Source organism: Meridianimarinicoccus sp. MJW13, assembly GCF_014901205.1.
Classification (GTDB): domain Bacteria; phylum Pseudomonadota; class Alphaproteobacteria; order Rhodobacterales; family Rhodobacteraceae; genus Meridianimarinicoccus.
In genome coordinates this window covers 189,834-201,773 of record NZ_JACNMU010000006.1, presented here as the reverse complement: position 1 = coordinate 201,773, position 11,940 = coordinate 189,834, and the positions used below count along the sequence as shown (strand labels likewise).

The following is an 11,940-nucleotide window of genomic DNA, read 5'->3' as shown; positions in this document are numbered from 1 at the left end:
TTGATGTCCGCCATGTTGGAGGAAGACACGTTGGATTACTCTGCCAAGATCGATGCGGCGATCCAGAAATTGCACGATGAGGGCCGTTACCGGACCTTCATTGATATCGAACGCCGCAACGGTCACTTCCCCCATGCGGTCTGGACGCGCCCTGATGGCAGCCAGCAGGACATCACCGTGTGGTGCGGCAATGACTATCTTGGCATGGGTCAGCATCCGGCCGTTCTGGCCGCCATGCACGAAGCGGTGGATGCCACCGGTGCCGGATCGGGCGGCACGCGCAACATCTCGGGCACCACGGTGTATCACCGTCGCCTTGAGGCTGAACTCGCCGATCTGCACCAGAAAGAGGCCGCGCTGGTGTTCACCTCGGCCTATATCGCCAACGAGGCGACACTTTCGACCCTGCCCAAGCTGTTTCCGGGCCTGATCATCGTTTCCGACGAGTTGAACCACGCCTCGATGATCGAAGGCATCAAGCACGGCCGGTGCGAGAAGAAGATCTTCCGACACAATGACGTGGCCCATCTGCGCGAGGTCCTTGAGGGGCTTGATCCCGCAGCGCCCAAGCTCATCGCCTTCGAGTCGGTCTATTCGATGGATGGCGATTTCGGCCCGATCCGCGAGATCTGCGATCTGGCCGATGAATTCAATGCCCTGACTTACCTGGACGAGGTTCACGCCGTCGGCCTGTATGGTCCGCGCGGTGCCGGTGTGGCCGAGCGCGACGGGCTGGCGCATCGGATCGACATCATCAACGGCACGCTGGGCAAGGCCTATGGCGTCATGGGCGGCTATATCTCCGCCTCGGCCCGGATGGTGGATGCGATCCGCTCCTACGCGCCGGGTTTCATCTTCACCACCTCGATTCCGCCGGCAATCGCCGCCGGGGCCGCCGCGTCGATCCGCTTCCTGAAAGAGGATCAGACCCTGCGCGCCCGGCATCAGACGCAAGCCCATATCCTGAAGACCCGTCTTAAAGGTATTGGCCTGCCCCTGATCGACTTCGGATCGCACATCGTGCCCGTTCCGGTCGGCAACCCGGTGAAATGCAAGATGATTTCGGATCGCCTTTTGCAGGACGACGGCATCTACGTGCAGCCGATCAACTTCCCCACCGTGCCGCGCGGCACCGAACGGCTGCGGTTCACCCCGTCGCCCGTGCATGGTCCCGATGATCTGGACCGGCTTGTGAAGGCGCTCGACAAACTCTGGTCGCATTGTGCGCTGAGCCGCCAGTCGCTCTCGGCCTGATTTCACCTTCCAGCCCTGAAACCGCCCCGGTCTGACCACATGGTCATGCCGGGGTTTTCAATGTCCCATTAAGTCAGCCACGGGATGGTGCGTGCGCTTTTCTGCGCATTGTGCTACGACTTTGGCAGCAAACCCTGCGCATCGAATCGCGGGGATGCGACGGGGATACGGGCAGGGCAGACAGGATTATTCCATGACGGGGCGTAGTCACGAACCCGGACAGGCCGAGAACGTCAAGTTGAAGAGCTTTGACGATTTTGAACTGACCTTGGGCGATATCATGCGCGGAGAACGGGCCACGCTGGGCAAGTCCCTGCTGGACGTTCAGCGTGACCTCAAGATCAAGGCGGAATACATCGCCGGGATCGAGGATACCGATCTGTCCGTCTTCGAAACCCCGGGATTCATCAACGGATACGTGCGGGCCTATGCGCGCTACCTCGGCATGAACGCCGACTGGGTCTATCAGCGCTTCTGCGAAGAAAGCGGGTTTTCCCATGTGGCGGGGCTTGAGGCGCAGGTCTACACCAAGACCGCGCGCGGCGGCACGCGCCCGGCCCGGCGCAAGACCTCGACCGTGGGCGATGACGTGCTGTCGCGTAGCCCGATCAGTTCCGCCCCGACCCACGGACCCTTTCACGGCGTGCAGGCCAGTGCCATCGGATCGTTGGCCGTGCTGTGCCTGCTGGTGGCGGGTCTGGGCTACGGCGGCTGGTCACTTCTGCAAGAGATTCAACGTGTTACCCTGACGCCGGTCGAAACGCCATTGACCGTGGCGCTGTCGCCCACCGAGACTGTCGAGGGCGCGGGTCTGGCTATCGACAATGCCGCACCCACCCCGGCGGCGCTGGAGCGTCTGTATCGCCCCAAGGCGCTGGACACCCCGGTTCTGGTGCCGCGGGATGGTCCCATCGCGATGCTCGACCCGGATGCCCAGGGCGTCTATGCGCCCAGGTTCGAAAACCCGCTGCTGGTGGCCGCATTGCCCGAAGTCGCGCCCGAAGTGGAAACCATTGCCGAACCGGAAGTTCAGGTCGTGGCCCAGGCCGCACCCGAACTGGTGCTGTTCGCCCGCCGTCCGGCCTGGGTGCGCGTGCGCGCCGCCGATGGCAGCGTGCTGCTGGAAAAGATCATGGAGCAGGGGGAACGCTTCGTCCTGCCCGCCACCGAAGAGCCGCCGACCCTGCGGGCCGGCAATTCCGGCTCGGTATTCTTCGCGGTCAACGGCGAAACCCTTGGGCCGGCCGGACCCGGCACATCGGTGGCCAAGAACGTGGTGCTCTCGGCCGAAGCGCTCAGCGAAACCTACCAGATCGCCGATCTGACGGCGGACCCGGAACTGGCTCGTCTGGCCGAACTGGTAGTCGCGCCGGAAGCCAGCCCCATCGAATAGGTCGCGCCAGACCCCGTTGCAGCGCGCGCGTCTCAGGGCTATCTGTCACCCAACCGGATCGCAGCAACGGACGCCCCCCATGTCGCATAATCCCATTCGCCCCTGGCGCAACATCGACCGCCGCACGTCGCGCCAGATCCATGTGGGCAAGGTGCCGGTGGGCGGCGACGCGCCGATCAGCGTGCAGACCATGACCAACACCGACAGTTCGGACGTGAAGGCCACGGTTGCCCAGGTGCTGGCCTGTGCCGAAGCGGGCGCGGACATCGTGCGGGTCTCGACCCCGGATGAATCCTCTACCCGCGCGTTGAAAGAAATCGTGGCCGAAAGCCCGGTGCCCATCGTGGCCGACATTCATTTTCACTACAAACGCGCCATCGAGGCGGCCGAGGCCGGGGCTGCGTGCCTGCGGATCAATCCCGGCAATATCGGTGACAAAGCCCGCGTGCGCGAAGTCATCAAGGCCGCCCGCGACCACGGCTGTTCGATCCGCATCGGCGTCAACGCGGGGTCGCTGGAAAAGCACCTGCTTGAGAAATATGGCGAGCCCTGTCCCGAGGCGATGGTGGAATCCGGGATGGACCATATCCGCATCCTGCAGGACAACGACTTTCACGAGTTCAAGATCTCGGTGAAAGCCTCGGACGTGTTCCTGGCCGCCGCCGCCTATCAGGGCATCGCCGAGGCGACCGACGCGCCGATCCATCTGGGCATCACCGAAGCGGGCACGCTGAACGCGGGCACGGTGAAATCCTCGATCGGGCTGGGCAACCTGTTGTGGGCGGGGATCGGTGATACCCTGCGGGTCAGCCTGTCCGCCGATCCGGTGGAAGAGGTGCGCGTCGGCTTCGAGATCCTGAAATCACTGGGTCTGCGCCATCGCGGCGTCAACATTATCTCGTGCCCGTCCTGCGCGCGGCAGGGGTTCGATGTCATCAAGACCGTCGAAACCCTTGAGCAGCGGCTGGAGCACATCAAGACGCCCATGAGCCTGTCGATCATCGGCTGCGTGGTGAACGGGCCGGGCGAGGCGCTGATGACCGATGTGGGCTTTACAGGCGGTGGCGCCGGGGCGGGCATGGTCTATCTGGCGGGCAAGCAGAGCCACAAGCTGTCAAACGAAAAGATGATCGAGCACATCGTCGAGCAGGTCGAAACCAAGGCCGCCGAGATCGAGGCAGCGGCCGCTGTTGCAGAGGCCGCCGCCGAATAGGGATGGGTCAGTCGGCGGTGCGCGCCTGGGCAACCAGTTCGCGCATCTGCGGCAGGGGTACATAGCCGCGCAGCATGTCGCCCTGCAGGATGAAAGTTGGCGTGCCCGAGATTTCCAGCTTCTGGGCCAGATCGCGATTGCCGCGCAGCTCTTCCACCACCTTGTCGTCGTTCATCGCGGCCATCACCGCCTCTTGATCCAGATCCAGATCGCGGGCCAGCCGGCTGAGCGCGGCTTCGTTGACGCTGCCGGTCATGGTGATCAGGCGGTCGTGGGCGCGCTTGTAAGCGTCGTTGCCGTGGATCATCCGGGTGGCGATGGCAAAGCGCGAGGCCATCAGCGAATCTTCGCCCAGGATCGGGAATTCCTTCAGAATCAGCCGGATGTTGCCATCGCTGGAGACCAGTTCGGCCACTTCGTCATGGGCCTTGCGGCAGTATCCGCATCGGTAGTCCACGAATTCCACCAGCGTGATATCGCCGTCCGGGTTGCCACCCTCCCACGACCAGCCGTCGTTATAGATCTCGTCCTGAAGGCCCGACATCATCTGCTGTTCCGCATGGGCCTGTTCGACGGCCTGGCGCTGTTCCAGAATGCCGATGGCCTCCATCAGCACTTCGGGGTTGTCCAGCAGATAGGCGCGTACCTCGGCGCGCAATGCGGTCCGCTCGGCCTCGGACAGATCCTTCAGGTCCAGCGCCGATGCCGGCAGGGCAAGGGCAGCGACCGCAAGGGCCGGGGCAAGCAGGTGTTTCAGCAACATGGGCTATCTCCGTTTGTTTTGATTGGCGGCATGGATCACATCCTGCGCCCGTGACCATCCCGGCGACCCGGTGGGCAGCACGCCGGCGGCCCGGTGGGCGTGAATCGCCGCATCTTCAATCTGTCCATATAGGGCATAGCGTTCCGCCGTCGCCAGCGAGGCCATGCCCGGATTTCCAGTGCGCGCATAGGCAACCGATAGATCGCGCAGCATCCGCGTGTCGTATTGATCGCGGGCGCGGGCCTTTTCCAGTACCTCCAGCGCTTCAAGATCGCCGGTCCTGGTATTCTGGGCCAGCAGCGCGCGGCCATAGCCGGCCAGGATCAGCGGTTCGCGCGGGCCCAGTTCGGCGGCGGTGGCATAGGCTTCGATGGCGCTCTGCACATTGCCTGATTCCAGTTCGATCCAGCCGCTGAGATCCTGGATGTAGGGATCGTCGGGACGGCGGTCGACAAGAAGGGCCACCTGTTCCCGCGCCGCTGCCAGATCGGATTTCTTGTAATAGGCCAGCGCCCGGCCAATGGCCGCCGCATCCGATGTGTCGGACGCTTTGGTGCGGGTCAACGTATAGCTGGGCGAGCGCAGATAGGCCGACAACAGCGCCTTGGCGCGGCCGAACCAGTATTCGGTGTCGCCCCGGTCCACATCCAGCGGCGACAGCGCATCCACTGTCATGTGGATCGCGCGAACCCGGTCGCGGGACAGCGGGTGGGTGCGGGCATAGGGATCCTGCCGTCCCGGCAGCAGCTCTTCCTGGCCCTTGAAAAGCTCCATCACCTCGGCCAGGGCCACCGGATCGATCCCGGCGCGGGCCAGGAACCGCAGGCCGGACTTGTCGGCGGCGGCTTCTTCCTCGCGGGTGTGGGCAAACAGGGCGCGCCGGGCCGAGGAATGGACGCCCATGATGATCCCGGCCCCGGCGCCGGGATTGTTGGACGCGGCCCCCGCCGCAACCCCGACCAACGCCCCGATAGCCGAGGCGCGCTGCATTGCCTGCGCATTCAGTCCACGCCGGGCAAAATGGCCGTTGGCGATATGGGCAACCTCGTGCGCGATGACCGCCTGCAACTGGTCGGCATTCTGCATCCGCAGCAGCAGTCCGGCATTGACGAAGATCGTGCGGCTGTTGGCGACAAAGGCATTCAGCCCCATGTCATTGACCACCATCACCTGGGTGCGGTTGGCCGGAAGTCCGGCGGCGGTCAGCAGGGGGCGGGCCAGGATGTTCAGCGCATGTTCCATGCCGGCATCGCGCAACAACCCTTGCGCCATTGCCGGAGCACTGGCCAGAATCGCCAGGAACGCCGTGAAAATCCCGCCAAGGGCGGTTCGACGCAGCAGGGTCAGCATTGACCTCGGGTTCCGCGGATGCAATCGCATATGCGTCCGGTTTGGGAGAGTTTGATGAAAACTTCAAGGCGCAGTTCGGTTGATCCCTTCATCGTGATGGACGTGGCCCAACAGGCCGCGCGGATGGAGGCAGACGGCCGTCACGTGATCCATATGGAGATCGGCCAACCCGCCACGCCCGCGCCCCAGGGCGCGCGTGCGGCCCTGTCTCGGCAACTGGACGGCGATCCGCTGGGGTACACCGTGGCGCTTGGTCTGCCGGCCCTGCGGCAAGGAATCGCCGACCTGTACCGCCGTTGGTACGGGGTCGATCTGGATCCGGCGCGGATCATCGTCACCTCGGGCTCGTCGGGTGCCTTCCTTCTGACCTTCACCGCGCTGTTCGACACCGGTGCGCGGGTCGGCGTCGCGGCCCCCGGCTATCCTTCCTACCGGCAGATCCTGAAGGCGCTTGGCCTGACGCCAGTGGACATTCCTACCGATGCCGCCCATGGCCACCACATGCGGCCCGAGGATGTGCCCAGCGATCTGGACGGTCTGATTGTGGCCTCGCCGGGCAATCCCACCGGCACGATCCTGGATGGCCCGCATCTGAACGCGCTGATGGATCATTGCGACGCCCATGACATCGCCTTCATCTCGGACGAGATCTATCACGGGCTGCACTACGGCGACCGGGCGATTTCCGCGCTGGAACTGGGCGCGCCCTATGTCATTAACTCGTTTTCCAAGTATTTTTCGATGACCGGTTGGCGCGTCGGCTGGATGGTGGTGCCTGAAGATCATGTGCGCACCGTCGAACGTCTGGCGCAGAACATGTTCATCTGTGCGCCTCACGTCAGCCAGGTTGCCGCGTTGACCGCGCTGGAGTGCGAGGCCGAGATGGAAGACAACCGGGCCGTCTATGCCGCCAACCGCAAATTGCTGCTGGAGGGGCTGCCGAAAGCCGGTTTCGACCGCTTTGCACCGCCTGACGGGGCCTTCTACATCTACGCCGACGTGTCGCATCTGACCGACGACAGCCGCGCCTTTGCCGCGCAGATCCTGTCCGAAACCGGGGTGGCGGTGACGCCGGGGCTGGATTTCGACCCGGCACGCGGCCATCACACCTTGCGTTTTTCCTATGCCGGGGCCACATCGGACATGGCCCTCGGGCTGGAACGTCTGGCAGATTTCATGGCCCGGCAACCGGTGCTGGCCAAGATGTGATTTTGACCCCTGGGCGCGCCCGGCGTATAGATCGGCGCAAACAGGCCTTCGGGAGTCCCCCTTGCTTCGCTTCATTCTTGGCATCTTCGGCGCGTTCTTCAGCTTCCTGACGATCGGCGCGGTTCTGGCGGCGCTTGCCGTCGGCGGCGTCTTCTGGATGTACGGGCGCGATCTGCCCAATCACGAACAGCTGTCCCAGTATACCCCCGCCACCATCAGCCGGGTCTATTCCGACGAAGGCGAGCTGATTGACGAATTCGCCCACGAGCGGCGGTTGTTCGCGGCCTCGTCCGAAATCCCCGATCTGGTGAAAGAGGCGTTCATCTCGGCCGAGGACAAGAACTTCTACACCCACGGCGGCTATGACCCGCTGGGCATCGCGGCGGCGGCCCTGAGCATGGCGCAGGGTGGGGCGTTGCGCGGGGCGTCGACAATCACCCAGCAGGTGATGAAGAATTTCCTGCTGTCCTCGGACCGGTCGGCAGAACGCAAGATCAAGGAATTGATCCTGGCCACCCGTCTGGAAGCGACGCTGAGCAAGGAGCAGATTCTTGAGCTCTATCTGAACGAGATCTACCTCGGGCAGAACTCCTATGGCGTGGCGGCGGCGGCACAGACCTATTTCAACAAGAAGCTCAGCGATCTGACCATCGAAGAGGCCGCGTATCTGGCGGCCCTGCCCAAGGCACCCTCGACCTATCATCCGGTGCGCGAGCGTGAGCGGGCCACCGACCGCCGGAATTTTGTTCTGCGCGAGATGTACGAAAACGGTCATATCACCCAGGCCGAATATACCGAAGCGCGAGCGCAACCGATCCGCTCGGTGCAGGGCGGGGAATACGAAAGCTTCCGCCGTTCGCTGCCGCCCCGCAACTATTTCACAGACGAGATCCGCCGCCAGTTGAGCCGCGATTTCGGAGAGGCCGAGTTCTTCACCGGCGGTCTCAGCGTGCGCTCCACGCTGGAGCCTGACTTGCAGGCCCATGCCGCCACCGCCTTGCGGCGCGGGCTGGAAAAATACGACCGCAGCCGCGGCATCTATCGTGGCAACAACCTGTTCGTCCCGCCCGAGCGGCTGGGGACCGAGATCGATTGGCGAATATCGCTGGAAGAGGCCGACCTGCCGCGCGACATCGACGGCTGGGCGCTGGCCGTGGTGCTGTCCCTGACCGGCGATCGCGCGATCATCGGCGTCGAGGGGCAGGAGGTGGCGGAAACCGACTTCATCCCGCTGTCCGAGTTGACCTGGGCCGCGCGCCGGGGCCAGCCGCGCCCGCGCGTGCCCGACGATCTGCTGCGCCTCGGCGAAGTGGTCTACGTCAAGCCGGTCACCGGTGACGACGGCGGCATCAGCCATTGGTCGCTGCGCCAGATCCCCGAGATCCAGGGCGCTTTCGTGGCCATGGACGTGAACACCGGGCGGGTGATCGCCATGCAGGGCGGCTTCAGCTACCAGAAATCGGTGTTCAACCGCGCCACGCAGGCAACCCGTCAACCGGGGTCATCGTTCAAGCCGTTCGTCTATGCCACAGCGCTGGACAACGGCTATACGCCCGCAACAATCGTCGTGGACGCGCCCATCGAGGTGAACATCGGCGGCGAAATCTGGCGGCCCAAGAACTATTCCAACAAGTTCTATGGCCCGACGCCGCTGCGCACCGGCATCGAACGGTCGCGGAACCTGATGACCATCCGTCTGGCGCAGGCCGTGGGCATGGACAAGGTTGCCGAACATGCCGAGGCCTTCGGCGTCTATGACGACATGAAGCCATACCTTGCGAACTCTCTGGGGTCCGAGGAAACCACGCTGTACCGCATGGTTGCGGCCTATGCCATGTTCGCCAACGGCGGCGAGCGGGTCGAACCGACGCTGGTGGACCGCATCCAGGACCGCTTCGGGCGCACCATCTATCGCCACGATCAGCGCCAGTGCCTGGATTGCGACAGCCTTGTGGTGCCGGCGGGCCTGTCGCCCAAGATCGTGTCGGACCGCGAACAGGTCATGGATCCGATCACCGCCTATCAGATCACCTCGATGATGCAGGGTGTGGTCGAACGCGGCACGGCGGCGCGCACGGTGAACCTGCCGGTGCCCACGGCGGGCAAGACCGGCACCACCAACGATGAAAAGGACGTCTGGTTTGTCGGCTTCACCTCGAACATCGTGGCGGGCTGCTACATGGGCCATGACAATCCGCGCTCGCTGGGAAGCGGGGCCTCGGGGGGCGGCATGTGCGGGCCGGTGTTCAACGAATTCATGCAGGAAGCCGTGAAGATCTATGGCGGCGGCCCGTTCGAAGTGCCTCCGGGCGGCTATTTCCTGAAGATCGACCGGGTCACCGGCCAACGTCTGCCCGATACCGCCAGCGGCGCAAACGTGGTGGCGGAATACTTCCGCGACGGCGTCGACCCTGTGTTCGGCTACGCAGTAGATGGCGGCTTTGCCATGGGGGGCAACCTGCCGATGTTCTCGCGGGACGAGGCGCTGAGCGCGACCGAGGTCACAACATCGACCGGCGAGGTCAAGAAGATCCCGAAAAAAGCGGGCTTCGGTACCATCAGTTCGGGCGGGCTCTACTGAGCCGCCCGGCTCCCTTGCCAGTGGCCGCGCCGCTGATATAACCAGCCTTCCAACGCGGGAAAACGCCCGCCGATGCAGGACGGACAAAACAGCTATGCGCGCGGAAATTCAGAACATCGTGGCCGAGGTCGAGAAATCGTTGAACCTGCTGGCGCAGCGGTTGGACTGGGAGACGGCGCCGCACCGTCTGGAAGAATTCAACGCCATGGCCGAAGATCCCGACCTGTGGAACGATCCCACACGGGCGCAGAAGCTGATGCGCGACCGCCAGATGCTGGTGGACGCCATGGACACCTACAAGAACATCAAGCAGGAGCTGTCCGACAACGTCGAGTTGATCGAACTGGGCGAGATGGAGGAGGACGCCGAGGTCGTGTCCGAGGCTGAGACCGCGCTTAAGGCGCTGGCTGAAACCGCCGGACAAAAAGAAATCGAGGCGCTGCTGGATGGCGAGGCCGACGGCAACGACACCTTCCTGGAAATCAACTCGGGCGCGGGTGGCACCGAAAGCTGCGATTGGGCGTCGATGCTGGCGCGGATGTACGTCCGCTGGGCCGAAAAGCACGGCTACACCGTCGAGCTGCAATCCGAAAGCGCTGGCGAAGAAGCGGGCATCAAGTCGGCGGCCTACAAGATCAGCGGCCCCAATGCCTATGGCTGGCTGAAGTCCGAAAGCGGCGTGCACCGGCTGGTGCGCATCTCGCCTTATGACAGCGCGGCGCGGCGGCATACCTCGTTCAGCTCGGTCTGGGTCTATCCGGTGGTGGACGACAATATCGAGATCGAGGTGAACCCCTCGGACATCCGGCTGGACACCTATCGCTCGTCGGGTGCGGGCGGCCAGCACGTCAACACCACCGACTCGGCGGTGCGGATCACCCACCTGCCCACCGGCATCGTCGTGACCAGCTCCGAGAAATCCCAGCACCAGAACCGCGACATTGCCATGAAGGCCCTGAAATCGCGCCTGTACCAGATGGAGCTGGATCGCCGGAACGCCTCGATCCAGGAGGCGCACGAGAACAAGGGCGACGCGGGGTGGGGCAACCAGATCCGCTCTTACGTCCTGCAGCCCTACCAGATGGTCAAGGATCTGCGCACCAACGTGGAAACCTCGGACACCCAGGGCGTTCTGGACGGCGATCTGGACAAGTTCATGGCGGCGACTTTGGCGATGAATGTCGCTGGCAAAAGCCGCTCCGAGGCGCAATCGGACGACTGATCGGATTGCCCTGCGATTGCGGGGTGTTTTCCGATTGCCAAACATCTGCAATTCGGCATTCTTGGGGACTCGTCTGAGCAAGGAGGAGGCCCAGCGATGACCGACACAACCGCCCCCGAAGCGTCCCCGATCCCCCAGATCGCCCGGATCACAATGTCCGATCTGCGCGAGGTTCTTGTGCTGGGCTGGCATGACTTCCGCCGCGCCCCTACCTTTGGGCTGATCTTCAGCGCGGTCTATGTGCTGGGCGGGCTGTTCCTGGCTTTCGTGTCCAGCGGCTTTGTCTGGAGCACCGTAATCCTTGCCCTTGGTTTTCCCATTCTCGCGCCCTTCGTGGCGGTGGGATTGTACGAGGTCAGCTGGCGGCTGGAAGACAATCGCCCGATGGATCCCAACCAGATCTTCGGCGCGGTCTGGCGCGAGAAGGATCGGCAGATCCCCTGGGCCGGGGCGATCATCGTGGTCTATTTCCTGTTCTACACCTTTCTGGCGCACATGATCTTTGCCCTTTTCATGGGCCTGTCGGTGATGACAAATATTTCAAGCTCTTACGAGGCGTTCTTCACGACAAACGGTCTGACCATGATCGCCGTGGAACTGGTTCTGGGCGGGATACTGGCCTTCATCCTGTTCGGTCTGACGGCCTTCAGCCTGCCGCTGCTGCTGGAGAAGGAGATCGATTTCATGACCGCCATGTTGCTCAGCTTCAAGGCGGTGCAACAGAATATTCCGGTCAGCATTGCCTGGGCGGCCATCATCGCGGGCCTGGTGCTTCTGGCGATGATCCCGGCGTTCCTGGGTCTGTTCGTGGCGCTGCCGGTGCTGGGCCATGCCACCTGGCATCTGTATCGCCGGGTTCTGGTGCATCCGGGCGACTGACCTTCGATCCCCGGTATCTGCCATAAAAAAAGCGGGCCCAGGGCCCGCTTTGCTGTCTTGCGCTGTGAGCTTCGGC

At 63.6% G+C, this 11,940-nt stretch carries 9 protein-coding genes; 7 read left to right on the top strand and 2 right to left on the bottom strand.

The annotated features are described in order from the left end of the window. The first annotated feature begins 30 nt into the window (after positions 1-30). The 3 genes from hemA to ispG all read left to right on the top strand — a co-directional run bounded on the left by hemA (position 31) and on the right by ispG (position 3,860). A complete protein-coding gene (hemA, locus tag H8B03_RS12550) occupies positions 31-1,254 on the top strand; it encodes a 5-aminolevulinate synthase (protein WP_193142331.1) in 1,224 nt (407 codons plus the stop codon). Positions 1,255-1,447: 193 nt separating this feature from the next. Beyond that, on the top strand, positions 1,448-2,647 hold the full coding sequence (locus H8B03_RS12545; protein WP_193142218.1) for a helix-turn-helix domain-containing protein: 1,200 nt from the start codon (positions 1,448-1,450) through the stop codon (positions 2,645-2,647). A 79-nt stretch (positions 2,648-2,726) separates the two neighbouring features. Then, positions 2,727-3,860 (top strand): flavodoxin-dependent (E)-4-hydroxy-3-methylbut-2-enyl-diphosphate synthase, encoded by a 1,134-nt coding sequence (ispG, locus tag H8B03_RS12540; protein WP_193142217.1) that lies wholly within the window; start codon positions 2,727-2,729, stop codon positions 3,858-3,860. A gap of 7 nt (positions 3,861-3,867) precedes the next feature. Here the strand turns inward: ispG and H8B03_RS12535 are convergent, their stop codons facing one another. Then, on the bottom strand, positions 3,868-4,623 hold the full coding sequence (locus tag H8B03_RS12535) for a DsbA family protein (protein WP_193142216.1): 756 nt from the start codon (positions 4,621-4,623) through the stop codon (positions 3,868-3,870). 3 nt (positions 4,624-4,626) lie between these two features. Next, entirely contained in the window at positions 4,627-5,973 is a 1,347-nt protein-coding gene (locus H8B03_RS12530; protein ID WP_193142215.1) for a M48 family metalloprotease, read from the bottom strand. A 54-nt stretch (positions 5,974-6,027) separates the two neighbouring features. On the opposite strand from H8B03_RS12530, the gene H8B03_RS12525 reads away from it, so the two are divergent. From H8B03_RS12525 to H8B03_RS12510, 4 genes are all read left to right on the top strand, one after another. Further along, positions 6,028-7,182 carry a pyridoxal phosphate-dependent aminotransferase gene (locus H8B03_RS12525; RefSeq protein ID WP_193142214.1) on the top strand — a complete coding sequence of 385 codons (1,155 nt, stop codon included), beginning with the start codon at positions 6,028-6,030 and terminating at the stop codon, positions 7,180-7,182. A 61-nt stretch (positions 7,183-7,243) separates the two neighbouring features. Beyond that, entirely contained in the window at positions 7,244-9,763 is a 2,520-nt protein-coding gene (locus H8B03_RS12520; protein WP_193142213.1) for a penicillin-binding protein 1A, read from the top strand. Between the two features lie 94 nt (positions 9,764-9,857). Further along, positions 9,858-10,985 carry a peptide chain release factor 2 gene (gene prfB, locus H8B03_RS12515; protein WP_193142212.1) on the top strand — a complete coding sequence of 376 codons (1,128 nt, stop codon included), beginning with the start codon at positions 9,858-9,860 and terminating at the stop codon, positions 10,983-10,985. A gap of 96 nt (positions 10,986-11,081) precedes the next feature. Continuing rightward, on the top strand, positions 11,082-11,864 hold the full coding sequence (locus H8B03_RS12510; protein ID WP_193142211.1) for a DUF2189 domain-containing protein: 783 nt from the start codon (positions 11,082-11,084) through the stop codon (positions 11,862-11,864). The last annotated feature ends 76 nt before the right edge of the window (positions 11,865-11,940 follow it).